Origin of the sequence: Enteractinococcus helveticum (assembly GCF_001657475.1) — a bacterium.
GTDB lineage: Bacteria > Actinomycetota > Actinomycetes > Actinomycetales > Micrococcaceae > Yaniella > Yaniella helvetica.
The window spans coordinates 1-25,272 of the sequence record NZ_LXEY01000004.1 but is presented as its reverse complement, the minus strand read 5'-3'; the positions used below and the strand labels follow the sequence as shown (position 1 = coordinate 25,272).

Sequence of the window (25,272 nt, the reverse complement as noted above, 5' to 3'; positions counted from 1 at the left end):
ACGAGACTCGAGGGGAATAGTAAGTTCAACGCATTGATCATGCATCATTTCTTCGGGGAGCGTCGTCGGCCGGGAAGGTGGGCTTGTTCGCCGTCCTGGTCAAAAATTGTGAGCAGTTCAGCCGGACCTTGGTGCGCTTCGAGCAGGTGGGGGACCATGGTTGAAAACTCCACTGCTTGGCCGGGGTAGACGAAAATCGTTCGCGTACCCAGCTGCAGTCGAACGACTCCGGTGAGTACGGTAAACCACTCATAGCCGGGGTGTACTTGCGGGCCCTCGAGTGTGCGTTCTTCGGTGATACGCATCTTGGCAATCGTGACACCTCGGCGATCGCGTTCGCGCGAAAGCAGCCAGAACGTAGTGCCACCCATGACCTCCGGTTCTGGGCGAATGACCACATCGTCATTCCCCTCAGGTTCGACAAGTTGATCCAGTGATGTCCCTAAGGCTTTTGCTATCGCAACGAGCTGTTCCAGCGCCAGACGCTGACGACCAGTCTCAATGCGGCTGAGTGTCGAGGCAGACACGTGGCAACGTGCCGCGAGCGTATCGAGTGTCCACCCACGTGCCAATCGCAGCCCTCGAATACGGTGGCGGACGATGGATTCAGTATCTTCTTGCATCATATGCAAAAGTGTATGCGAATATCGGGTTTTCGCACTAGTGTCGTGGTCATGACACACCATGAGCTTCATTCCGACCATCACCATCGACCCGATCACGACGTTTGGCAGGGGATGCCAGAGGGCTTCGCTGACTACCTTGAATTAGAGGCACAGTTGAGCACGCCGGTTGTCAATGCCGCAATTGACCGGGGTACTGCCGCATTGGACCATGCTCCATCCACCATTGTCGATTTAGGTTCAGGGACAGGCGGGGCGACGGTCGCACTGGCAACACGCTTTCCTAACGCCCGGGTGCACAGTCTGGACGTTTCACCCCAGTTATTGGACAAGGTCTCAACTGCTGCCACGGCTGCAGGGGTCAATGATCGGGTTGAAAAGCACCTGATTGACCTGGATGATGACTGGGCCGCAGACGTTGCCGAAAGTGTAGACCTGGCTTGGGCAGCCTTGACCCTGCACCATGTGGCCGACCCTGCACAATCACTGCAACAGATATTTACCGCATTACGACCCGGTGGGGTGCTCGTCGTCACGGAGCTCACGGGCAAAGCCGCATTTGATCCGGAAGATCTGGGCAGTGGCAGTGCACGCCTGGGCGAACACCTGCGCCGGGCACTGTCTTCTCACGAACATCACGCCAATACCGAGTGGACAACACTGCTGACTGAAGCCGGTTTCACTGCCGTAGAAAGCCACGAAGACGAGTTTGTAGTTGCAGCGGACAGCCTCGAGGGCAGACGGTACCTCGCCAAACAACTGCAGGCATATCAGCAACGCCTGATCAACGACCTCACCGACGACGACCTGACAGAACTCAACTACGCCATAGAATCGTTGCAGACCAGCAGCTCCACGCTCGCGTTTCGTTCAGGCCGTGCCATATGGGTCGCGGTGCGCCCTCACGTCACTGCTGACCCCGATCAGCCAAGTGGTGCTGAGCAGAGTCTGCAGGACCAATCGATCGAAGAGCCCACGAGCCCTGGTCCTCGTGCCGGCCGTGACCACGCAAGCTTTGACGCCGAAATAGCCGTCGTTGGTGGTGGGGCGGCGGGGCTTGCTGCCGCGACTGCATTGGCCAGGTCTAGGCGTCAGGTCGTGGTAATCGACGCCGGCAACCCCCGGAACGCGCCAGCCGACGGCGCACATAATGTCCTGGGTCAGGAAGGCATCTCGCCGCTCGAACTGTTAGCCCGCGGCCGTCAAGAAGCTGAAGCCTACGGTGCTCAGATTCTTTCCGGGCAAGCCACCGGGGCATCAGGAACCATCGACAATTTCACGATCGAAATCGACGGCGGAAAACGCAATATCCAGGCCCGCCGGATTATCCTCGCCAGTGGCCTAGTGGACGAGCTTCCTGCGATTCCCGGAGTGGCTGCGGGGTGGGGGACACAGTGTGCTGCACTGCCCGTTCTGTCACGGGTGGGAGGTCCGTGATCAGCGCATCGCCATTATCGCCAATGATGAGCGCGCCGTGCACCAGGCGATGCTGTTTCGTCAGCTCAGTGATCAGATCACGGTGTTCCTAAACGAGACATTTGAACCCGCCGACGACCACATGAAACAACTGGCAGCGCTCAACGCCACCATCGTCAAGCCACGCATCAAACGCCTGGTCGTCGAAAGAACTCAAGTCCAGGCGGTCGAGACCGGGGATGGTCGTGTATTTGATGTCGACGCCGTGGTTGTCGCACCACACTTCAATGCACGAACTGAGCTCTACGAAGCACTGGGTGGCACTGAAGAGGTAGTGCTTTTTGGTAAACAGATTCCCACCGACGCCCGCGGCATGACCAAGGTACCCGGAGTCTGGGCTGCAGGTAACGCCAATCAACCGATGACTATGGTTTCCGCAGCTGCCGCGGCCGGTGTTGGCGTAGGCACTGCCGTCCACGGGGATCTGTTGGTTGCCGACCTCAATCAAGGCCTGGCTTAGATGAGCCGCTGTGCTTTGGCAGCATTAATGGCTGCAGTCCGGTTGGTGACATGCAACTTTTGGTAAATATGCACCAGATGGGTTTTTACGGTCGCTTCCGAGATGAACAGTGACTGGGCCAGTTGTTTATTTGTTGCACCCGTGGCCAAGAGTTCTAGCAGTTCTATTTCTCGGCCGGAGAGGCTTTCTTGCGGCTGCTGCATGCGGTTCATCAAGAGTGCAGCAATTTCGGCAGACAACGTTGGTTTGCCTGCAGCAGTGTCGAGGATCGCCTGCCGCAATTTTTCGGGCTCGGCATCTTTGAGTAAGTAGCCTTTGGCACCGGCATCCACGGCGGCCATGACATCAGACTGCGTATCGTAGGTGGTCAAAATCAGCACCGGCGGACCGTTTTGCTCTTGGAGACGCCGCGTCGTGGTAATACCGTCCAAACCGGGCATCTCGATATCCATCACCACCACGTCGATTGTTTCGACGTCCGGGTCATTTTGCTGCTGGGAGGCTGTCACAATATCGAGTGCTTCTGCGCCATCGGCCGCTTCGCCTACCACCCGGACACCGCCCAAGCCCTCTAATAATGCTCGTAGCCCACTTCGCACCACCGGGTGGTCGTCAACGAGAAGCACTCTGATCGTTTCGGGGGATGGGGTCACAAGTCCTCCTGGACGGCGGGGTTCGTTGAGGCACTGGTCAGTGGAATGCGCGCGGCCACCACGGTGCCTTCACCCGGAGCCGACTCGATGGCGAGGCTTCCATTGAGCACGGCCAAGCGTTGTCGTAGACCATAGAGTCCATATCCGCTGGTTTCGCCGTCTGAATGCTGTCCTGGTGTCGCCGTAAATCCGGGATAGAACGCGTCAGGCACGGTAAAGCCGACGCCGTTATCAAAAATGTCGACGGTCAATTCGTCGTCCCAAATTCCCACCGTGATGACCACTTGAGTGGCCTGGGCGTGGGCGGCAACATTGCCCAGCCCCACCTGGACCGTCCGCAGGACAGCAGCACTGATCGGTGAGGGTAGTTGGGCCGGGGATTTTTCTCCCTCCCACCGCAGGTGCATGTCCACCGGTTGGTGGCGCACCGCCAGCTCGGTTTCATAACGCTTGGTCAACTGTTGCAGTTGGGTTCGCAGGGAGTCTGCTGGATCAGCTGTTCCGAGGTGTTGGATTAAACCACGAGCCTCAGTCAGATTGGCTGCCGCCGTTTCTTCAATCAACTCTAGGCTCTGTTGGGTAGACGGTGAGAGTTCTTGCGACTGCCGGGCGGCACGACTGACTAGCACAATCGAAGAAAACCCTTGGGCTAACGTGTCATGAATTTCCCGCGCTAGGCGCTCGCGTTCCTCGAGCTGTCCGGCTCGATGTTCTGTGGCGGCCAAGTCAGTTTGAGCCGCCTGCAGTGCTGCAGCAACGCGTTGATGGTGCACGGCCTGGGCTAATAAGTGCCGGTAGGCAGCCGAAATGAGCACGGCTAAAACGGCCCCGATGCCAGGACCAATAATTGTGGCCAGATCCGGTGGCTGTGGACCGGTCGCGCGAACTGCATCCCACCACGGCAATAGCCAGGTTGCCGCCCACAACAGCACAACGGCTACCACTCCGGCAACAGTTGTCAATAAATAGAGATAGAGAAACATCAACGGGAACGCGACCCAGACGAACGTTGGACTCAAAAACAGCAGCACGAGCCACAACACGGTGATAGTACTCAGCCATGCCCAGCCCAATATTTTGGCGCGACCATGAGCAGGTTTGGCATCGTGACGGTACCACCGATATTCACGTGAAGTGCCCAGCACATAGACCAGCGCCAGCACAGCAGCCAATAACGTGATTACCAATATCCGATGCATTGGCGGGGCGGCCACCGCACCGGATGGGAGGAAAGCGCGCACCAGGCCCAGCCCCAGCAGCACCGCGAACATAACGTGCAACCCTACTCGCAGTACGCGCAGCACCGGAGAACGTTCTGGTGCTGCAAGGGAGGTGGGCATGGCAGTCATACCCTCTACCGTAGCGATAATCGGGTCAGGCGGAATCAACCAAAAGGTTGACTACCAAATCAACCCATTCCACGATGTAGTTCTATGCGTGAAAAAGCAGACTGGAATCAGTACCGAAAACCACCAAATTTTCAAAGGACAGGATTCCATGTTTGTAGGCTTACGCGAAATACGAGAGGCCAAAGGGCGGTTCACGCTCATGGGCGCCGTCGTAGGGATGATCACCCTGTTGCTGGTGATGCTCACCGGACTCACCGCCGGCTTAGGCGCCCAAAATACGGCGGGCCTCGCCGCGCTCAACCCAGCCGGCTACGTTTTCGGCAATGCTGCCACAGATGAGGCGCCCGAAGACCTGACCTTTGTTGAATCATCGGTCACCAGCCAAGATCAGCAGGCCTGGGCCGCAACCGAAGGCGTCGACGACGCCGTACCGGTGGGCATGGCGCAGACCCTCCTGACCGCCGAATCCTCTGGGTCAGTTGCCGTCTGGGGCATACCGGAAGGCTCCGGCCTCGTTGAACACACCGCATCACCCGCACTGCACGGCGCCACCGAACCCAGCGCGGACGGCGTAGTGCTGTCTGAATCCATCGCCGAAGACCAGAACCTGCAAGTGGGCGACGCCGTGACGATCGGTCCCGTTGATCTGACCGTTGAAGGCATTGTGGAAGACCAATGGTATTCACACTCCGCCATTGTCTGGGTGACCACCGAATCCTGGCAGGCCATGACCCACGCCGAAGACCACGTACTTGGCAACGTGCTGGCCATCTTTGGAACTGAAGACGCCACCGCCTGGGACGCAACAGCCGAATCCACCGCAACCGTGAACACGAGCGTTTCCGAATCATTCCAAGCACTGCCCGCTTACTCATCAGAATCCGGCTCGCTGACCATGATGCAAGGATTCCTCTACGCCATTTCAGCCCTGGTCATCGTTTCCTTCGTCACCGTCTGGACCATCCAGCGCACCCGAGACCTTGCCGTCCTCCGAGCCCTGGGCGCGTCAAGCGGCTACCTCATGAAAGACTCCCTTGGCCAAGCCGCCGTCATTCTGGCAGTCGGAGTTGTTGCCGGCGCAAGCTTGGGCGCCGGACTCGGTGCGCTCGCAGCAACCGCGGTACCGGTGAGCCTCTCTGCGCTAACCGTCATCGGCCCTGCCGTAGGCATCTGGGTCTTAGGAGTACTCGGTTCTGCCATTGCGGTACGCCGTGTTTCAAAAGTCGACCCACTCTTAGCCCTCGGTGGCAACTAATTCCCGCAGCGCACTGTGCTGAATCTCTTGTGCTTTCGAAAGGACCAATCATGACTTCCACAACTCAACCCAACACCACCCTTGCAACAGCTATCGACCTGCACCGGGTGAGCCTGCTGTATCCAGACGGCCAAAACCCGGACGGCAGCCCCCGAACCGTCGCAGCTCTGGATCACGTGAACTTCAGCGCCGCCAAAGGCGAGCTCACCGCCCTGGTCGGGGAATCCGGCTCAGGAAAATCCTCCCTGTTGTCCGTCATCGGAGCCCTCGTGCAACCAACTTCCGGCACTGTGCTGGTGGGCGATACGAATGTTGAAAAACTTGACGACGCCGAACAGGCTCAGCTGCGCCGCGACACCGTGGGATTGATTTTCCAACAGCCCAACCTGCTCAGTGCACTAGGCGTGCGAGACCAACTGCTGGTAACCGACCACTTGCGCGGCCTGCGCGGTAAGGAACTCAAACACCGCAGAGCCCGTGCGGATGAGCTGCTCGACGTCGTTGGTTTAGTCGACATGGCCGACCGGAAAATCCAGGCCCTATCTGGTGGGCAGCGCCAACGAGTGAACATTGCGCGGGCACTCATGGGGACCCCGCAAGTGCTGTTGGCCGATGAGCCAACCTCCGCACTGGATCAGTCGCGTTCGCATGACATCATGCAACTGCTGAAAACGCTCACCCAGGAGTTCTCGGTCGCCACTGTTGTGGTGACCCACGATCGAGGGTTAGTGCAATATGCAGACCAAGAAGTGACATTATCTGATGGTCGTGTCGTCTCCGCAGAACGGGTGGTACCTCAAGTGAGCTAGTACGCTGATCTTTATTTGGCGCGGGTCGCTTCAGAGTGCCCATTGAATATTGCGAAGTAGCGGTTGATAAGGATCTAACCACGGGGCTGGTTGGAAGTAGTGGGTGCCGTCAATAGTGCGGATCGTCCACTTGCCGTTATGCACTTGGCCATGGTGGTAGGTGCAGAGGCAGATGCCATTGTCGATATCGGTTTTACCGCCAAACTCCCACGGTTTGATGTGATGGATATCGCACAGGGCTGCGACGATAGTGCATCCGGGCGCCTGGCACCCGCGATCGCGGGCGAGTATGGCTCGTCGTTGTGCCCGGTTGAAGAACCGTTGGGTGCGGTGCTGATTTAAGACGCTGTGGTATTTGTTCCAGATCTTTCCAACGATTTCGGAATCACACGTCAGGATATTAATATCCTGGGGACGGACCGAGCCGACGTTCATGACTTCAGAGATGAACCCCGTCCATGGTGGTGGACTCTGGCCAGCCTGGTGTGTGGGGTCATGACAGAGCCCTTGCTTGACATGGTCCGGACCAGGATGTCGAATATGCGGTGGCATGATGCCACTAGGGTCTCGGGGTCTTCGGAGTTTCTCGGGGAGCATTCCGATATCGAGTGACTGATACGCCGTTTCAATGTCTTGAACGATATGCAGTGTGGATGCAGCTCCGTGAGCACGTTTGATCTCTAGTTCTTTGGGTGGGAACTTACGAATAGCGCGGAAGAGGCCGATGAATATTGCTCCGAGCATTTGACCGGGAGTTAGCTTATCCAATTGATTGAGATCTTCTTGCGTGACAGGATTACCGTTTGAGTCTTCGGCTATGACCGATTCTGGATCCTGATCGAGTGTTAGATCTTCTAAATTCGATGCATTTGGATCGTACAGTGGCTCGGTATCGAATTCTCCGGCATGTGGTGCCTGGTTGGACGCTGTTGAATCATCATCGTCGATGGTATTCCGAGCATCTGATGAATCGTCATCCGGTTTTGTTTCTTGTTGCGTGTTGTCGAAAAGATATGCTTTGAGATCGTCGTCAACTTTGACCGGTGACCCATTCTTATTGAGCTGTTCGACCGCGAAACTCTTATATTCAGCAAATACAGCTGGAGACATATGCATCCATGCTTTGCCAGAACCGTCAGAGTAAGCCTGATCACGCAGTACATTGTCGCCCTGCTTGCGTAGGGCATCTTCCACAGATGGGCCGTCAGGGCAGATGTGATGAGCGATGGTGTTTGTCCAACGTTTGCGGGCGGTATTGAGCGCATCTGGATTGGAAGTCTCCGCTGCTTCGACGAGCGTCGATTCAAACGCTATTAGCGCGGCATCTTTATACCCTAGGTCAGCGCCGACCTGTCTGGTGTATCTGGTGAGCGTGGCATCCATCCGAATGATACGATCTAAGTTTTCTCCCGAGATCTTCCCATCTTGAAACGCTTCAGCAACCTTGGAAAGCTTCGGTTTGTTTTCATCCGCAGACGGATTAATGCCTGGTTTCCATGTCACATACTCTATGCGTGTGTGAATTTGCTTGGTCTTATTCTGAGAGAACCGTAGGACCTCTTTGAAATAGTCCGTACTGTTTTTATAGGCCACGACTCCCACAGGGCTGCCGAAATATTCAGGTTGCGAAGAAAACGCTGGCTGAATCTGGCGACAGAAATGAGTAACGACGGCTTCTTGGCTATTTTCCAATTGCCGGGTGATTTCAGCGAAAACCGGAATGGTGTCCCAAATATTTTCCGGGCTGTGTGGAATTGGTGCATTCGGGACCGCAGTACCCTGTTGTTTGGCCGACTCAGGATATTCGGCCGGTTCATCCGAATGTTTTTCATCTGTCGGGGCGTGACTACCCGTGGGGTCTTTTGATTGTGCAGTGGATGTGCCGTTGAAGCCGGACCAATCTTCACCAGCCGCAGTAGTGTACTGTGCGAATTCGTTAAAGGTTGCAGGTTCTGCAGCACGTGAGGCGAGATGCTTCTTGAAAAATAAGGTTACGTAAGCCAGTTGTGTGAAACTCAGGTCATCTACAAATGACAGGTCCGCCTGGTCAGGGAGAGGTACTTCGACGCCAACGTCGGGCAATGATGCGGTGACATCCATGACGCAGTCCTCTCAGCGAACAACAGTTAGTGAGTTTGAGGTAACGGTGTTCCTCGACCGCATCTGTAGCATTCAGTCAGTTTGCATCAGTGACTTTTCAAGATCTCTATTTGACACCATTTTATCCAAGAAATGCATCTAAGGCAATGACGTATCTATGTTTGTTTAACATTTTTAGATAAAAGAAGAAGGTCTATATCACTTTCAATGAATATCATGAAGGCCTATGAGTTTTGGTGTGGATATCATCCCATGTATTGAGAGTTTTCCACATCTCTAGACGACACGGTTGCAAGATACCTCTGCATCAGATATTCGTTCTGCACCTTCCAGCGCACCAGACATTTACATGCCGTGTCGCGGCTGTAGTTCATGGTGCGTTGATGATTAATAGTGTGGAGCAGCTGCCAGATCATGGCGCTGATACGCCCAGTCCGATACATGTTGCCGGGGGATCTTCAGGCTGTCATCGGCACTGCGTTACGGACTGTAAGCCTCATCTCGACGCAAAAAAGAAGCGGTACCCATCGGTGGGGTACCGCTTGTGCCTCGGGTAGCAATATAGCCCTGAGCTTTTATGCATATTGATATTCGTGTGGATTGGTCGCTGACCGGCCTGAGCGGTTTCGGTACGAAGCAATCACTGCCAGGATGACCAATGCGGCTCCAACCATCCAGGAGGTCAACATCGCCGTACGTTCCTCTACGTGCGCGCCAAAGAGGGCCGAGAGGAAGACCATGACGCCGAGTACCATTTTCACGAACTCAGCCAATGTGGAAGATGCGGTGGTCCCCGCCCACAAGGATGAGACGATGACCAGAACGCCTAGCGTTACCCACAGTGCTGTCGGTGCACCCGGGATCCATAGATGTGCCAGGGCTAGGTAAATGCCCAGTCCAACGCTCAACCAATCCTGCCACGCTGCCCAGCGCCGTCTGTTTCCAATAGTGGCCTCGTGGACTAATGGATGATGGATCGTACTTGTACTAGGGGAGCCCGTCTTCTGCACCGAGTAAGTGGTTTTCGATTTTACGGGTGGGTTAGCATATTTCTTCGCCATCATAATCGCCTCCAAAATCTACAGAGTTTTGCGGTCGGCTCTTCAAGCAATGGCGCTGTTTCTATTGTAGCCCTAGTGCTTCAGGGCCACCATGGGAAGTAGCGAACACTTTATGTCGATGAGACATCGACCGGTTGCGTTTTAGTACCGGGGCGCGGTGGCGAGGTCAGGTCGGTTGTGGCGGTTAGCGATCTCACCGAGGGCATCTTCGGCCGCAGCGGCTAAGAAGGAATTCGGATCCATAACTAACCGCTGCAGACGGTCAATGGCCACATCATGCTGTGGGGTTGCGGTAACGCCAATGGCCCGAGCGGCGGCCATGCGCACGTGCGGGTAGGCGTCGTCGGTGAGCAGTTCGACGAGTTTATCGACGTGGGCAAGTTCGTGGTGGCCAACGAGTTGGACAGCAATTTCACGGACCTGCCAATCGTCGTCGTTCAAAGCAATAATGACGGCGTCCTCGGCTTTGTGATGCCAGGCGTGGAGTAGGGCTTGGCCGGCCCAGACACGCGCCATGTAGGGCTCGATGGCGTCCATGCCGCCGAGTAGTTTAATGTCGGGATCGTGTTCGGCGTCGGGCGTAGTTTCCTGCGATAACAGGCGCATGGCCCAGTCGACCAGGGTCGTATACCCCAGGGTTTCAACGGCCGTTGCAATGCGTGTCGTGACGGCTGTGGAAAAGTGATCTGGGCGGTTAGCTGAAGGCGATGCAGAATAGGACATGTCTCTATTGTGCACACATTGCAGGTGGTAGTTTAATGGTTATGCGCTCGCGAAGTTCGATTACCCTCCACTTCCGGGCTGAAGCGTATGATCATCCTTCGGGTTACGTGGACGCCGGTACCGTCATGAGCTGGCTGGATAAGGCCGGTTATGCTGCCGCAGCCACTTGGGCGGGCTCGAATGTGCAGGCCACATATATTGGCAACATGAAATTCGGGCACCCGGTGCCTGTGGATACTCAGATCACTGCGCAGGCGCGCCTGATTTACACTGAGGGTACGGAAATTCATGTGCAGGGTCGGTTGACCTTGCCAGACGTTTTGGATGACGACGGCGAACCAACCGTGGCCACGTGGGTGGTCATGGTTTATGAGGCCGTGGATGCCAAGGGCAAGCCGAAACAGATCAATCCGTGGGAGCCGCGTACCGACGCCGGTCATAAGCGCCGCGAGGTGGCCAAGGCTCGCTCGATTGAACATGCCCGCGGTGAAGACGCGTTGGGGCAGGTGTCGTTTCCGGATCCGGCCGAAACCACCGCAGAAGTCGTGTTGCTGTGCTTTATTGCCCATGCCGCCCAGGTGACGCCCGGGTTTCGGCTCCAGGGTGGTACGCTGATGAGCTGGCTCGATGAGGCCGCGTTTGTGTGTGCCTCGCGCTGGGCGGGTAAACAGGCGGTTGCGGTATTTGCGGGTGGGGTGCAGTTCTACCACGGGGTGTACGTGGGCGACGTCGTCGAAATTGAAGCACGTATTGTCCACACCACGGAACGCTCAATGTACCTGGTGGTGCGCGCCTGGAGTGGTAAACCTGAACAGCGCGACCTGCGTCCGGTGGCCCAATCGATTGCGATTATGGTGGTGGCCGAGGAAGGCAAGGCCGAGCCGATCCCGAGCTGGCAGCCGGCCACCGAGGCAGAAAAACAATTGCAACACCACGCCATTGAGCTGGTATCGATGCGAAATAAGAACGTTTATGAGTGGTCGACGGTAGAAGTACCCTGACCGGGTAGGAAAGACTCCTTTGCTCAAACTCCTGGCGCGTTTTGCGCGCCCATATAGTGGTCACCTGGTGGCCGTAGTGGTCCTGCAACTGGCAACAGTGGGCGCCATTTTGTTTTTACCGGCACTCAATGCCCAAATCATTGACGACGGGATTGCCACCGGCAACACCGACGTGATCTGGGGCCTGGGCGGTGTGATGCTTGCCGTCGCACTGGTCCAATTGGCTGCATCCGTTGGTTCGGTGTGGTTCGCGGCGGTTGCTTCGATGTCGATCGGACGCGATCTGCGCGCCGAGATTTTCCGGCGCGTCTCGAGGTTCTCCAGCTACCAAATGTCCCAATTTGGGCCCGCAACCCTGATCACGCGCGCGACCAACGACGTCCAACAATTGCAAATGGTCACGCTGATGGGCATGAGCCTGTTGGTCATGGCGCCGATCATGGGGATCGGCGGGGTGGTCATGGCGATGCGTGAGGACGCCGGACTGTCATGGCTGGTGTGGATCGCAGCTCCCGTGGTCATTTTGATCATGATCTTGGCCGCGTTGAAGATGATGCCGCTGTTCCGGCAAATGCAAGAGGCCATTGACGACGTCAACCACACTCTGCGCGAGCAAATCACCGGGATGCGCGTGGTGCGGGCCTTTGTGCGCGAGGAGTATGAAACCGCCCGGTTCACCAAGGCCAATCAGCACCTGACCGACCTGGCGATCGGGGTGGGTAAGATTTTCGTGCTGCTGTTCCCGCTCATTTCACTGGTGCTGCACGGCGCGACGGCCGCAGTGCTGTGGTATGGCGGGTTGCGCGTGGACGCTGGCCTGGTTGAGGTCGGGTCGCTGACGGCGTTTATGCAATACCTATTGCAGATTCTGATGGCCGTGATGATGGCCACGATGATTTTCTTGATGATCCCGCGCGCGATGGTTTCGGCCAAGCGCATCAACGAGGTGCTGGCCACCGAACCCGAACTGACCGAAGGCACCTTTGAGCCTGAGGAGCCGGCCGGCAATCTTGAGTTCCGCAACGTGACGTATGCGTATCCGGGGGCGGATATGCCGGTATTAGAGGACATCAACTTCAGTGCAGCACCCGGCCAGACGGTAGGCATTATCGGCTCCACCGGGTCGGGCAAGACCACGCTGTTGAACCTGATTCCGCGACTGACCGACACTACCGCTGGCGACGTGTTGATCGACGGGGCGCCCGTGAGCGCCTACTCGCGCGAGGCCCTGTCCAATATCGTGGGGATGGTGCCGCAAAAGGCCTATCTCTTCTCGGGCACGGTGGCATCTAATATGCGATTCGGTGCACCGGATGCAACCGAAGACGACGTCTGGGCCGCCCTGGACACCGCCCAAGCCGCAGATTTTGTGTCCGTGCGCGACACCAAGGACGACGTCGGACTGCACTCCGCGATTGCCCAGGGCGGCACCGATGTTTCCGGTGGGCAACGCCAGCGGCTGGCTATTGGCCGTGCCCTGGCCGCGAAACCAAAGATTTACCTGTTTGACGACTCGTTTTCGGCACTGGATGCCACCACGGATGCCAAACTGCGCGCCGCACTGACCGACCAACTGGCCGATGCGACCATCCTGATTGTGGCCCAACGCGTGGCCACGATTCGTGATGCCGACCGCATCTTGGTGCTGGAACACGGCCGCATCGTCGGCGACGGCACCCACGACCAACTGCTGAAAACCAATACCGTGTACCAACAAATTGTCGAATCGCAGGTGGGCCATGACTGAAACCACCGAAACCACTGAAGTCCAAGCCGGCGCCGATCCGGGCCGCAAACCCAAAGCGTTCTGGCCCGCCATGAAGCGCCTGGCCGCGGTATTTGCGCCCTATAAACCCAAGCTCATCCTGGCCGTAGTACTCACCGTCATCTCCGTCGCCTTGCAGGTGTGGGCGCCGCTGGTGCTTGGCGAGGCCGTCAATGTGATCTTCCACGCCGACGGCATCGACCTCGCGCTGCTGGGTGAACTGATCACCCGCGTGCTGGCCATGTACGTCGTCGCCATGGGCCTGATGTGGTGGCAGGGACGCATTCTGATCATCATCGGTGTGGAAATCACCTACCTGCTGCGCCAGGATGTGGAAAATAAGCTGCACCGGGTGCCCACCAACTGGTTTGATGGAACCCAACGCGGCGACCTGCTGTCACGAACCACCAACGACGTCGACAATATCCAAACCGCCCTGCAACAAACCGTGTCGTCGATTCTCAACGGCGTGTTGACGATCATCGGCATCACGATCATGATGTTCTCAATCTCCTGGCAGCTGGCGCTCATCGCGCTGATTGCGGTGCCGATCGCGGCCGTCGTCGTCGGGGTGATCGGCCAGCGCGCCCAGAAACTGTTCTCCGCCCAGTGGGCCAACACCGGCAAGCTCAACGGGCACATTGAAGAGGCCTTTACGGGTCACGACGTCATTACCCTGTTCAACCGCCAGGATGCGATGATCGCCGAATTCGATGACCGCAATGACGACGTCTACCAGGCCAGCTATAAGGCCCAGTTCGTCTCGGGCATGATCCACCCGATCATGCAGTGGGTAACCTACCTGGGCTACGTTGGCATTGCCGTGGTGGGTGCGCTGCAAGTCGCCGCCGGGCGCCTGCCGCTGGGTTCGGTCACCGCGTTCATCCAGTACTCGCGCGAGTTCAACCAGCCGCTGGGACAGCTGGCAGGCCTGGCGAATATGATTATCTCGGCGGTGGCCTCGGCCGAGCGCGTATTCGAATTTCTCGACGCCGAAGAAGAAACCGACACCGACGGCGCCCTGCCCGAAGTCACCGGTGCCGTGGAGTTCCGGGACGTGCGGTTTGGGTATGACGACGGCGCCCCGCTGATCACCAACCTGAATCTGAAGGTCGAACCGGGTCAACTGGTGGCGATTGTGGGCCCAACCGGCGCCGGGAAGACGACGTTGGTCAACCTGCTGATGCGCTTCTACGACGTCGACGCCGGGCAGATCCTGATCGACGGGACCGATATTTCCACGGTTTCACGGGCGCAGCTGCGCGAACCAATCGGCATGGTGCTCCAAGACGCGGTGCTATTCTCCGGGTCCATCAAGCACAACATCGCCTACGGCAATCCGGATGCCACGCACGACCAGATCATGGCTGCCGCCCAGGCCGCCCGTGCCGATTACTTCATCAACCAGCTACCCAACGGCTACGACACCGAGGTCAGCCTCGACTCGGATGCGATCTCCGCGGGGGAGCGCCAGCTGTTGACCATCGCCCGGGCGTTTTTATCCAACCCGCGACTGCTGATTTTGGACGAGGCGACTTCATCGGTGGACACCCGCACCGAGGTGCTCATCCAGCAGGCCCTGGCCAAACTCCAACAGGGCCGGACGTCGTTTGTGATCGCCCACCGATTGTCCACAATTCGCGCGGCCGATGTGATTGTGGTGATGGACGCCGGCGACGTCGTCGAACAAGGCACCCACGCCCAGTTACTTGCAGCCCGTGGAATGTACCATGACTTATACACGGCCCAAACCCAACAGCACATTGAAGGAGGCCGGTGAGTAACCCGACCTACGGCACCAATCCGCCACAGCATCCGTATCCGGTTGGCTGGCCGGGAAAATATCCCACCGGCTGGCCCAAAACCCCGCCCGGAACCAAACGCCGGCGCGGACAAGCCGACCCCGAAGACCCCACAGCATCGGATCCGGGCAAATTTCACTGGGGCGATCTGCTCGGGCTGATCGTCTACATCGGCGGGTTCCTCTTCGGCGGCATGCTGTTCGTCTTCGCGATCCCGGGCGTGACCGAATTCGGCGCGGACGCCTACGGCTACGACCCGATAAGTTTCCAGGAAGTCTTATCCGCAGACCAGGTGCCCGGCTGGTTCTTGATGTATTCCAATGTGGTGCTCTACGGAATAGCCGGCGTTGTGCTGCTGGCGGTCTCCTGGCGCGCATTTGCGCGTTCATTCCGCTGGTTTGCCACCTGGTGGTGGCTCAAAGTCCTGCTGCTGCCGGTCATCTGGCTGTCAACCCTGTTGTTCACCGGGCTGGTGCTGATGGCCTCCGGCCAAGAACCTGATATCTCCGCCAACCAGCAAGCCGTGCAAGAAGCCGCGGGCGAATCCAGCCTGTGGATGTCCATTCTCATCCTGGGGCTCGTGGGCCCATTCGTCGAAGAATACATTTTCCGCCACATCCTGATCGGCAAACTGTCGCGTTATATTTCAGTGTGGATCACCGTGCCGATCTCGATCATCGCCTTTACCCTGCTGCACTTCATCTCCGACCCGGAGACCACGTTTGCCAGCATGGTGCCCTACCTGTCCATGGCCATCGCCTTTACCGCGGTGTACCTGCTGTCCAAAAAATCCTTTGCCTACGCGTGGCTGGCCCACGCGTTTAACAACGTGATGTCCGTGCTGGTCATGGAACTGCAATTTATCGAAATGGGCACCATCATCTGACATGACGACGACGTCGCCGCGGCCGTTATCGCGCCAAATCCTCTCCCTCGCCGTGCCGGCCTTCGGCGCGCTGATCGCCGAACCGCTCTTTCTGCTCGCCGACACCGCGATGATCGGACGTCTCGGCGCCGCAGAACTGGCCGGTGTGGGCCTGGCCGCAGCTATTGTCCAAACCGCCACCGGGCTGTTGATCTTCCTGGCCTATTCGACCACCCCTGCCGTCGCCCGATTCCTGGGCGCGGGCCAACTCGGCAACGCCCTGGCCCGCGGCCGCGACGGCATCTGGCTGGGCATAGGCATAGGTGCGGTGCTCGCCGTCATTGGGTGGTTCACCGCCCCGCTCCTAGTGCACATCGCTACCCCCGACGCCGCACCCCACGCGATCAATTACATGCAGTACTCGATGTTCGGGCTGCCTGCGATGCTCGCCGTGCTGGCCGCAACCGGGGTACTGCGCGGCCTGCAAGACGCCAAAACCCCACTAATCGTGGCCGGCGCCGGTTTCGGGCTGAACATTGTGGGCAACTACATCCTCATCTACGTGCTTGGCCTGGGCGTCATCGGTTCGGCCCTGGGCACCTCGGTCATCCAGTGGCTGATGTTCGCCGTCTACGCCGTCATCTTAATCCCGCGCATGCGCAAACACCACGTTGGTTTTGCCCCGACGACGGCGGGCCTGCGCGCCACCGCCCATGTCGGTTCCTGGCTGTTGGTGCGCTCGGCTTCGCTGCGCGTGGCGATCCTGGCCACCGTGCTGACGGCCACCACTCTGGGCACCGAAGTGCTGGCCGCCCACCAGATCGTGTTCAACGTGTATTCGACCATGGCCTTTGCCCTGGATGCGCTGGCCATCGCCGCCCAAGCGCTGATCGGCAAGGAACTTGGGGCATCCAATGTGCCCACGGTGCGAGCGCTGACCTCCACCATGATCCGCTGGTCATTTGGCTTCGGCGTCATCACCGGAGCGCTGCTGGGTGCCACCGCCGTCTGGCTGCCGTATGTCTTCACCACCGACCAGGCTGTCATTGAGGCCACCACCGCCGGGCTGATTGTCCTGGCCGTGTCGCAACCGCTCTCCGGATATGTATTTGTGCTCGACGGGATTCTCATGGGCGCAGGCGACGCTAAATACCTGGGCCTGATCGGCATCGCCAACATTGTGATCTACCTGCCGGCGCTGGCCGGATTGGCCAACCTGGCCGCCAACGCAACACATATTGGTGCGGTGGCCTACGTGTGGATCGGATTTGCCGGTGTTTTCTTGGCCGCCCGAGCGTTGGGCCTATGGTTACGCATCCGCAGGGACACCTGGATTCGTCTCGGCACCCACTAAGTGTTCGCGTGAGTAGAATGGAGCAGCCATGAGTCAAAAAATAGCCCCCGATATCACCGCCGTCATGTACCGTCCGGTCCTTATCCGCGCCGGAATCGCCCTGATCTTCGGTATCGCCACGTTCATTATTCAAGAACCCACCGACGCCGTCGTCAACTACGGTGCCACCATCTTCTTTTTATTCTCCGGTTCCGCAATGTGGGAATACCTGCGCCGCGAACCGGTGCCCGAAGGTATGCGTACCCCGTTGTCGCTGGTCGCCGCCGTGTGGATGCTTGCCGCACTCACACTGGTCGGCGTGCAACTGGGTGGACTGTCGCAGACCGTTACCTGGGCTGTGATCGCCGCCGGGCTCGGTCTGTCCGGGGTGGCCGAACTGTGGGCCTTTAGCTGGCAGAAAACCTTCGCCCCGGCCCGCGATCACCTCATTGCAGGCATCACCGGCGTCGTCATGGCCATTTTGTTGATCACCCTGGACGTCGACTACCACCGGATCTTTGGGATTACCGGAACCTATGCCCTGATCACCGGTGTGCTGTTTGGTATCACGGGGCTAGGCTACTGGCTCGACACCCGCAAAGCCATCAAAGAAGACGGTTTCCAACCACCCGCGCCATAGTGCCACGCACACTGCGCCACCGCAGCCCGTTTCCTGTCCCGGTTCCGCAACCGCCTATGCCTCACCTCACAGCGGGGCAGCCAAATTTCGCCCACAGCCCGGGAGTTCTACGTTGAGTAAAACAACCGACTAGAATACACCTGATTCGAGATTTTAAAGGAGCATCTGGGATACCCGGAACACACCATGACAGACTCACCTAAAAAACCACGCGGCGGATTCAAAGGCGGCATCAAGGGCCCCCTGGTCTTTTCCTTCGTGGTGGGGATCATTGCGTTCGTCGTGGCCACCCTAACGTCTACCGGCGGCCTGAATAACCCGGACCACCCCTTGCGCGTTGACATCGGACTCATCTCATTCGGCATCGCCTTTGCGTCAACCCTGGTTGTTGTTGCACTGTTGCAACTGACCGGTCGCGAAAACCCCGACCACATCTCCGAAGGCTCCGGAATCAACCGCTCCTCAGAAGAACTCCACCGCGCCGCCGTTGCCCGCGCCCGCGAACGCATGCGCCGCGAACGTGAAGAAGCCGAAGCCCAAGGCCACACCACAGATCAGCCTGGCGACGACGCCGGCACCTTAGAAGACGAAAGCTACTAATCTCTCACGCTCTGTCCCCACGTGAAAGTTCACAAAACTTCCGCGATCGCACAAGAAGGACGTGCTGCTGGCAGCCCAGGGCTATCTATCGCTGCCTTAGGCGAGGCCCAATACTTTTTGCCGCCATCAAGCCCAACGATGACGCACCCGCACGCTGCTGGGCGTTATCCCGAACCGCATGTGTTGTCGTGAACCCGTCGACGAAATGTTCGTTGTCAGAGCGGGCACCTCTCTGACGTCTGGCTAGGTGGACGGGACTGAGCTCATTGTTCTTCGTGTTTTACTGATTCCTATTACTTGGTGCTGGATAGCGGCATTGGGCTGTGAATTGTTGGAAGTCGTGGTTCAAATATTTCAGGTTTCCAGTTCGTAAACTATCCCTGTCAATGAGCTATTGAGGTATTCCTTGGAGTGCATGCTCCGCGCAGCGTAGTTGGCGATCCGACCAGACCCCTGAGTTAGATTCGACTTGTCCTGCCTAGCCGTACACGCGCGCGATGCTAACGGGTGTACGTTGTGCAAGTTTCTGGCATTGTTTGATTAAACATAGTTTTGTCCTGCTTCGTGGTTTACTATACCTACTATGGAACTGTTGCACAGTTCACAAATAAAGTGGAAAGGTAAACAAGTGGCCAATTTTTTTGATCCATCATCACTCCTTAAGTACGGCAATTATATTGACGGAGAATGGAGCCAACCAGGGGAAAAGGAACTTATCGATATATTTAACCCCACCTCTGAAAAGTTAATCGCCCAAGTTCCAGAAGCTACTATTGACGACGTCAATCGAGCTGTTTACGCGGCTAAACGCTCATACGAGTGTGGCGAATGGTCTATGATCACGCCTAAAGAACGTCAAGCAGCCCTGATGCGCATGGCTGAGATTATGGAACAGAGAAAGTCTGAACTAGTTGAGATCAATATTGCTGAGTGTGCTTCACCGCGGTGGTTTGCAGAACAAGGTCAAGTGAATGGGGCTATCGCCCATCTAAAATCGACAATCGAAGCAATGGACCGATTTGAGTGGGAGAAACCTTCGCCGATTCATTTTGGAAATGGAATCGGTCAGGGTCAAGTTGTTCGAGAAAGCTACGGGGTAGCAGCTTTGATTAGTGCTTATAATTTCCCTCTGTGGCTCAATATCACAAAACTAGCCCCTGCGTTGGCTGCCGGATGCTCGGTCGTGCTGAAACCGGCGTCCACAACACCCTTAGAAGGTCTAATACTGGCCGAGATAAGTGAGCAAGCAGGAATCCCTCAAGGAGTGCTTAATGTCATTACCGGCGGTCGCACCCCCACTAAAGCTCTAACTACACATCCTGATGTGGATATCGTAAGTTTTACGGGGTCTGATACCGTCGGGGCAGACATATACCAGCAAGCTGCGGCCTCCATTAAAAAAGTTGTACTCGAACTCGGGGGGAAGAGTCCAAACATTGTTTTGGAAGACGCAGAGATCGATGCGGTGGCGGAACAGGTTGTCACCCACACCACTATTCACGCGGGGCAAGGCTGTTCGCTGCTAACCCGTACCTTAGTCCATCGCAGTCGTTACGATGAGCTCGTAACAAAAGTGGCTGCTGGATTAGAGAAAATAAAAATCGGAGACCCATCTGATCCAGAAACGCAAATGGGACCACTCATTTCTCGTGAACAACTTGCAAAAGTAGAAGCGCTAATCCAGGTTGGGCTCAATGAAGGCGCCAAGCTAATCACAGGAGGGAAGCGACCTCAGGGACTAAATAAAGGACACTTTATCGAACCCACCCTTTTTACAACCTCAGATAATAGAAGTAGAATCTGCCAGGAAGAATTCTTTGGACCAGTTAACGTAATTATCCCGTTTGACACTGAAGAAGAAGCCATAGAGATGGCGAATGATTCAATTTACGGGCTCTCCGCGGCGGTCAATAGCGCGGATCCCATCCGTGCATACAACGTAGCTCGCCAATTACGAACTGGAGCAGTCGTTATAAACGGTGGCGGGGGGCACTTCCCAGATATCTCAATGCCGTTTGGTGGCTATAAAGCATCGGGTATCGGGCGTGAATACGGGGCAGCAGGAATCGAGGAGTATCTGCAGACTAAATCTATCGGATGGGCTGTAGGGCGCTAAATTAAGTACGCTCTGCCGATTCCTTCGATCAACTTATCTGTAGTAACCCTCAGAGCCAAGTAGGCTCATTCGGCCAGAAATCAGATGATGTGGCATGCTGTGTATTCATTGAGTGCATAGCATGCCGTGTTGATTGTTTGTCTCGTCTTGTAGGAGACAAACAGCAGTTTACCGCTACGTAAATCACATTCGGATTAGAAACGTTATTTTTGATGCGAACCTACAATAAAGCCATGGAACTGTGGGCGGACAACAAGAGCTACAACCCTGATGTCCCATGGACGGTAGATCACGCTATTCTGACAATATTTCTGCATACTGATGCTCAAGACGGAGAAAAATTATACTAACTGTCTAAACCACCAGGGTCGCGTAACCACTGAGGCATCAACTCATACATATAGTCTCCTATTTGTTCGCTCTCTAGATTTGAGTCTCTCGTCACCCAGAGAGTCAAGATTTGCATATATGCTGCCGCTAAAGCGGAGAGAAGAAATTCAGTATCAATGCCTTGAGGAGCTTGGATGTTATTCGAAACTACGCGTTCATATAGGGCCTCAGTAATGCTCTGTGCTGCGCGTTGCCGAACTCCCGCTGCCTCCGGCAAGTTGAAAATTGTAGAATATAATTGTCGCTTTTTCGCGAATGCTGCGGCAAATCGTCGAAATGACTCTCTTTGAGCATCCGGCTCGCTCCAAGGCGGATTAGCCTGCAACATAGTGTGTTGCCATCGAGTAACCTCTCGCAATCCTTGCTGATGCATATACACCGCGAGTTCTTCTAGCCCCGCGAAGTGTGTGTAAAACGTAGCGCGACTAATCCCTGCAGTGCGAGCCAAGGAGCTTACTGTAATATTTCGTCCTTTGTCGCTCAGCTCAGAAGCTGCTTGGACGATATATTGACGAGTCTTTTCGGCACTGGCGTGCTTCGATACTCGCCGTAGCCGGCGGAGACTATCACTGGGTGCCTTATCTGCAGGATTCAACATATCCCTAGCGTAAATCTTTTTAAGACCCATTGCTTATAGAATGGACAGTTGTCTACTCTATAATGATGTTCGTCACGTTACTCTAGAAAAGGAGAAATTCAAGTGGTCCAGAATGTAATGCCGTTTGATTATGTAGTTGTCGGGGGCGGCACCGCTGGTGCAGTGGTTGCTTCACGATTGACTGAAGATCCGAAGGTAAGTGTCTTGCTTCTTGAAGCTGGACCAGAAAATAATAGTTATTGGTCAAAGGTACCGCTAGGATTTGCAAAAATTCTGTTTAAACCCAAATACATGTGGCTCGACTGGAAAACCCAGCCCGATACCTCTCTTGGTGGGAAAACTTATGCTCTGCCACATGGCAAAGTCTTAGGGGGTTCTAGCTCGATCAACGGCCTTGTCCATGTGCGCGGAAATCCTGGGGATTATAACGCGTGGGCCGAAGCAGGCGCAACAGGTTGGGACTATCACAGTGTGTTGTCCTATTTTAAAAAAAGCGAACAGGATCATCGCGGTCAAACAGAATTCCATGGTGGTTCAGGACCATTCAAAGTGGAACTCGCTCGCTGGAAAAATCCACTGGCCGATGCTTTTGTCGAAGCTGCTCAACAAGCTCTCGGCATTGCTCGCAATGAAGATTTCAATAGAGACCAGATTGAAGGTGCAGGGTATTGGGATCTTGCCACGTGGAACGGGGTACGCTCTTCAACAGAAAATACCTACCTGAGAAATGCTCGCAAGCGGCCAAACCTGCATATCATCACCGAGGCGACAGTGACTAAGATCGGCTTGGAAGGTAAACAAGCCACGTCAGTCACTTACCGACGAGATGGGAAACTCTCCACAGCATCAGCTCGCCGAGAAATCGTTCTTAGTGCAGGAGCCTTACACACACCGCAATTACTCCAGGTGTCAGGAATCGGGCCTGGCCAACGCCTGCAAGACCTCGGTATCCCGGTAGTGCACGATCTACCAGGGGTCGGTGAAAATCTCATGGACCACGCCCAATATGGAGTGAAGTTCACTACGTCAAGCCCTGATACCTTTAACAAAAAAGTAGGCAACTGGTTTACCCAAGGTTTCCAAGGTATCAAGTATTACCTACTACCACGAAACGGTCCGATAAATATCGGTGCCTCACTTGCCGGAGCATTTCTCAAAACTGATCCCAAAGCCACGGAACCTGACCTGCAACTGCATTTCTTACCTTTCATGCCCGGTGAGAAGGGATGGGATCTGGCTAACTTCTCTGGCTTCCGGCTGGGAATGTATCAGGGTAGACCACTCTCTCGAGGCCATGCACATATCACCTCGCCCTCCGTTGACGACAGCCCAGATTTCATTTTCAACCATCTATCCCACGAAGCTGACCAACAAGTTGCCGTAGCAGGAATGCGAGCAGCAATGAAAATCGCCGCAAACATGCCAGCAAAGTTTAATATTAAGCAACTCGAACCAGGGCTCAATATTAATGATAACGAGTTACTGAACTACATAAAAGAAACCACTGACACCGCGTTTCACTTCGCTGGCACCACCCGTATGGGCTCCGATGACCAAGCAGTAGTAGACCCAGAGCTACGCGTTCACGGCATCAAAGGACTGCGCGTTGTGGATGCTTCCGTCATGCCAAGTCAGATAACCGCAAATATTAACCCTGCAGTCCTCATGATCGGCGAACGCGGAGCCGACCTTATTAAGGCTGACGCACGAAACAAGTACTGAAGATCCACAGCTGGATGATGCTCCACTTTTATTCCAAAAAAGTGGAGCATCATCTAGATAGCATGTTTCTTGAAGTCTTGAAGTGTAGTGCTATGGATTTTTCAACCAACACGGTAAGTCCGCTCCAACCCATCTACTTCGCAGAAGCTTCAAGTTGTCAACCTCAATCCACATCATTGTCTTTGCGGTTTTTGATCGGACTCACCGAGGCGTTTGGCCAGTCGGAGGGCTTCAACGCTTGCGGTGGCGGGGCCAGCGATTTGTGGCGGGTGCGTCACTGTGCCACGTGAGCGATCAAACGTTCGCCCCGTTCTTGTCGGGCATCAATGCCCACAACGGTCGTCCGGACCGAGGCGGTCAGCAGGTCGACTGCCCGGGTACGTTCACGTCCCATGGTATCTGTGACTGCTAGCAGCGTTCTCAGAGCCGTTTGAACACCGCTGTTGTCTCGGGGTCCGTACTGCTGGTCAGTGGTGAACGACAACACGGTAGAGGCATGCGGTGTGTTTCGATGGCATCGTTTTTGCCTAGCCCGCTGCTGTTTCTCTTAGGCATGTGGGCAGCTTCCACAACCGCGTATCCGGTAGATTCGACTGCGTGGGCTAGCTGGCCGCCATAGCTGCCGATGCCTTCGATGACCCATAATAAGGCCAGGTCTTCAGCGGTGCGTTCGCCAACCCATGCCAGGGCCCGGCACATTCCTGCTGCGATGATGGGGGAGACTTGCGTAGCATGGGGCACCCCAGTGCTATCGAGCACTGCGTAGGTGTGCGTTGCCGGGTGGGTATCGACGCCGATGAGAGAGGGGTAGTGACGTGATATGACACGACAGGAGACACGGCGATGGTTTCCTTCGATGCTGGTGGCAGAGTATGTTTTCGTTTGCTAGGGCTGACGCCGAGCCTGGTAGGCAATCACTTAGAAGGAAAACCGTGCGAAGTCACCGCGGCTGCATTGCACATGCTTTGATCAGACCACCAGGGTGGACTCCGGTGGTGTCGGCCCACCGTGGTGATTAGATGGTTCATGGGCAAAGCACTACCGTAGCGGCGGTCATTTAAATCATTAGACACCACGCTGCCGGTATACCAGAGAACCGACCAGACCAGCCAGTCCAGGACTAGCTGCCTCTAGCTTCACAGTAAAAATCAAATCGTTTGCGAACATTGTCGGGAGCTACTTGGTGGAAGCTCCCGTCTGAGCACATCACATGTAGCACGTTAATTCGGCAGGGGTCTTCGGCGGCGATGGTGGTTCCACGCTGGAACATCGAAGCCTGGGTGCCATGGCGAGTATTGCTCATTGCTTTCAACTCAGGGGCTACTTCTATTCGTCTTGTATTCGTTGAGCGCCTGGGTCCGGGCTTTTCACCCAAGGAATAAGCAACCCCACGGTGGGGCGCAATCTCGAGTCAACGCAGACTGAAAGAGACTTTAGAGGTATCGCAACCCAGGTAGCAGAGAACTCCTCAAACATATTCCCGCGACTAATCTCACCGAAAAGATCCATGCCGGACCTGACGATGCCACGGTGTTGTTCGTTGCTTTAGGCAATCCACCTAGAACCCTAAGGTAAGGCACCTCGTAGAGTTCATAAAATCCGTCTATACCGCAATATCCAGTGCCATCAAATGAGTTTAACGCTACTCTAGGCAGCCTTAGAAGATGACTTACTTCTGAAATACTTCTCCGGGCCAAGCTAACAGGCCCGGACGGTCTCGGCTCAGTTATGTCGACGACGCGTGAATAATGACCCTCTAGGGACGGATGAATGTTGACCCCTCATTCGTTCAAGCTAGGAGGCATGATGAGTGTGGAAGATTGGGCAGAGATCCGTCGGCTGCATCGCGCCGAAGGTGTTGCTATCAAAGAAATTGTCCGCCGGATGGGGATCAGCCGGAATACGGTGCGCAAGGCGTTAGCGTCTGATGA

General features: G+C 56.0%; 22 protein-coding genes. 14 read left to right on the top strand and 8 right to left on the bottom strand.

The window, feature by feature from the left end:
* Positions 1-44: 44 nt before the first annotated feature.
* Positions 45-626, bottom strand: coding sequence for a helix-turn-helix domain-containing protein (locus tag A6F49_RS00415; RefSeq protein WP_201120188.1), 582 nt, complete (start codon positions 624-626; stop codon positions 45-47).
* A gap of 48 nt (positions 627-674) precedes the next feature.
* Here A6F49_RS00415 and A6F49_RS18250 point away from each other — a divergent pair, with 48 nt between their 5' ends.
* Both A6F49_RS18250 and A6F49_RS18565 read left to right on the top strand, forming a co-directional pair.
* The gene (locus A6F49_RS18250) at positions 675-2,060 is read left to right on the top strand and encodes a methyltransferase (protein ID WP_201120186.1); all 1,386 of its coding nucleotides are present in this window, start codon (positions 675-677) and stop codon (positions 2,058-2,060) included.
* Complete coding sequence (locus A6F49_RS18565; protein WP_201120185.1) at positions 2,020-2,559, top strand: FAD-dependent oxidoreductase; 540 nt, start codon at positions 2,020-2,022, stop codon at positions 2,557-2,559. The genes A6F49_RS18250 and A6F49_RS18565 overlap by 41 nt, the downstream gene beginning before the upstream one ends.
* Here the strand turns inward: A6F49_RS18565 and A6F49_RS00405 are convergent.
* The gene (locus A6F49_RS00405) at positions 2,556-3,212 is read right to left on the bottom strand and encodes a response regulator transcription factor (RefSeq protein ID WP_043055926.1); all 657 of its coding nucleotides are present in this window, start codon (positions 3,210-3,212) and stop codon (positions 2,556-2,558) included. The two genes, A6F49_RS18565 and A6F49_RS00405, sit on opposite strands and share 4 nt — an antisense overlap.
* The gene (locus A6F49_RS00400; RefSeq protein ID WP_082911500.1) at positions 3,209-4,561 is read right to left on the bottom strand and encodes a sensor histidine kinase; all 1,353 of its coding nucleotides are present in this window, start codon (positions 4,559-4,561) and stop codon (positions 3,209-3,211) included. The genes A6F49_RS00405 and A6F49_RS00400 overlap by 4 nt, the downstream gene beginning before the upstream one ends.
* A gap of 148 nt (positions 4,562-4,709) precedes the next feature.
* Between A6F49_RS00400 and A6F49_RS00395 the strand changes: the two genes are divergently transcribed.
* Positions 4,710-5,816, top strand: coding sequence for an ABC transporter permease (locus A6F49_RS00395; protein WP_043055955.1), 1,107 nt, complete (start codon positions 4,710-4,712; stop codon positions 5,814-5,816).
* 50 nt (positions 5,817-5,866) lie between these two features.
* On the top strand, positions 5,867-6,625 hold the full coding sequence (locus A6F49_RS00390) for an ABC transporter ATP-binding protein (protein ID WP_043055928.1): 759 nt from the start codon (positions 5,867-5,869) through the stop codon (positions 6,623-6,625).
* A 30-nt stretch (positions 6,626-6,655) separates the two neighbouring features.
* Here A6F49_RS00390 and A6F49_RS00385 read toward each other — a convergent pair whose 3' ends face one another.
* The 3 genes from A6F49_RS00385 to A6F49_RS00375 all read right to left on the bottom strand — a co-directional run bounded on the left by A6F49_RS00385 (position 6,656) and on the right by A6F49_RS00375 (position 10,509).
* Positions 6,656-8,725, bottom strand: a complete 2,070-nt coding sequence (locus A6F49_RS00385; protein WP_043055929.1) for an HNH endonuclease signature motif containing protein — start codon at positions 8,723-8,725, stop codon at positions 6,656-6,658.
* Positions 8,726-9,300: 575 nt separating this feature from the next.
* The gene (locus tag A6F49_RS00380) at positions 9,301-9,633 is read right to left on the bottom strand and encodes a hypothetical protein (RefSeq protein ID WP_043055931.1); all 333 of its coding nucleotides are present in this window, start codon (positions 9,631-9,633) and stop codon (positions 9,301-9,303) included.
* Positions 9,634-9,927: 294 nt separating this feature from the next.
* On the bottom strand, positions 9,928-10,509 hold the full coding sequence (locus tag A6F49_RS00375; RefSeq protein WP_043055932.1) for a HEAT repeat domain-containing protein: 582 nt from the start codon (positions 10,507-10,509) through the stop codon (positions 9,928-9,930).
* 41 nt (positions 10,510-10,550) lie between these two features.
* On the opposite strand from A6F49_RS00375, the gene A6F49_RS00370 reads away from it, so the two are divergent.
* From A6F49_RS00370 to A6F49_RS00335, 8 genes are all read left to right on the top strand, one after another.
* The gene (locus A6F49_RS00370) at positions 10,551-11,510 is read left to right on the top strand and encodes an acyl-CoA thioesterase (protein ID WP_043055956.1); all 960 of its coding nucleotides are present in this window, start codon (positions 10,551-10,553) and stop codon (positions 11,508-11,510) included.
* Between the two features lie 19 nt (positions 11,511-11,529).
* Complete coding sequence (locus A6F49_RS00365) at positions 11,530-13,257, top strand: ABC transporter ATP-binding protein (protein ID WP_043055933.1); 1,728 nt, start codon at positions 11,530-11,532, stop codon at positions 13,255-13,257.
* On the top strand, positions 13,250-15,055 hold the full coding sequence (locus A6F49_RS00360) for an ABC transporter ATP-binding protein (protein ID WP_043055934.1): 1,806 nt from the start codon (positions 13,250-13,252) through the stop codon (positions 15,053-15,055). Before A6F49_RS00365 ends, A6F49_RS00360 begins: the two co-directional genes overlap by 8 nt.
* Positions 15,052-15,963, top strand: coding sequence for a CPBP family intramembrane glutamic endopeptidase (locus A6F49_RS00355; RefSeq protein WP_043055935.1), 912 nt, complete (start codon positions 15,052-15,054; stop codon positions 15,961-15,963). The genes A6F49_RS00360 and A6F49_RS00355 overlap by 4 nt, the downstream gene beginning before the upstream one ends.
* A 1-nt stretch (position 15,964) precedes the next feature.
* Complete coding sequence (locus A6F49_RS00350; RefSeq protein ID WP_043055936.1) at positions 15,965-17,296, top strand: MATE family efflux transporter; 1,332 nt, start codon at positions 15,965-15,967, stop codon at positions 17,294-17,296.
* A gap of 28 nt (positions 17,297-17,324) precedes the next feature.
* The gene (locus tag A6F49_RS00345; protein WP_043055937.1) at positions 17,325-17,915 is read left to right on the top strand and encodes a hypothetical protein; all 591 of its coding nucleotides are present in this window, start codon (positions 17,325-17,327) and stop codon (positions 17,913-17,915) included.
* 186 nt (positions 17,916-18,101) lie between these two features.
* On the top strand, positions 18,102-18,515 hold the full coding sequence (locus A6F49_RS00340; protein WP_043055938.1) for a hypothetical protein: 414 nt from the start codon (positions 18,102-18,104) through the stop codon (positions 18,513-18,515).
* A 583-nt stretch (positions 18,516-19,098) separates the two neighbouring features.
* Positions 19,099-20,631: an aldehyde dehydrogenase family protein gene (locus tag A6F49_RS00335; protein WP_201120184.1), complete on the top strand. Its 1,533-nt coding sequence runs from the start codon at positions 19,099-19,101 to the stop codon at positions 20,629-20,631.
* A gap of 346 nt (positions 20,632-20,977) precedes the next feature.
* On the opposite strand, the gene A6F49_RS00330 is transcribed toward A6F49_RS00335, so the two are convergent.
* The gene (locus A6F49_RS00330; RefSeq protein ID WP_161485741.1) at positions 20,978-21,619 is read right to left on the bottom strand and encodes a TetR/AcrR family transcriptional regulator; all 642 of its coding nucleotides are present in this window, start codon (positions 21,617-21,619) and stop codon (positions 20,978-20,980) included.
* A 102-nt stretch (positions 21,620-21,721) separates the two neighbouring features.
* Here A6F49_RS00330 and A6F49_RS00325 point away from each other — a divergent pair, with 102 nt between their 5' ends.
* Positions 21,722-23,341, top strand: a complete 1,620-nt coding sequence (locus tag A6F49_RS00325; RefSeq protein WP_201120183.1) for a GMC family oxidoreductase — start codon at positions 21,722-21,724, stop codon at positions 23,339-23,341.
* 420 nt (positions 23,342-23,761) lie between these two features.
* Here A6F49_RS00325 and A6F49_RS00320 read toward each other — a convergent pair whose 3' ends face one another.
* Positions 23,762-24,100, bottom strand: coding sequence for a hypothetical protein (locus A6F49_RS00320; protein WP_150119313.1), 339 nt, complete (start codon positions 24,098-24,100; stop codon positions 23,762-23,764).
* Positions 24,101-25,144: 1,044 nt separating this feature from the next.
* Here A6F49_RS00320 and A6F49_RS00315 point away from each other — a divergent pair.
* Positions 25,145-25,272, top strand: a 128-nt coding sequence (locus A6F49_RS00315; protein WP_150119312.1) for a helix-turn-helix domain-containing protein, incomplete at its 3' end; no start/stop codon positions are given.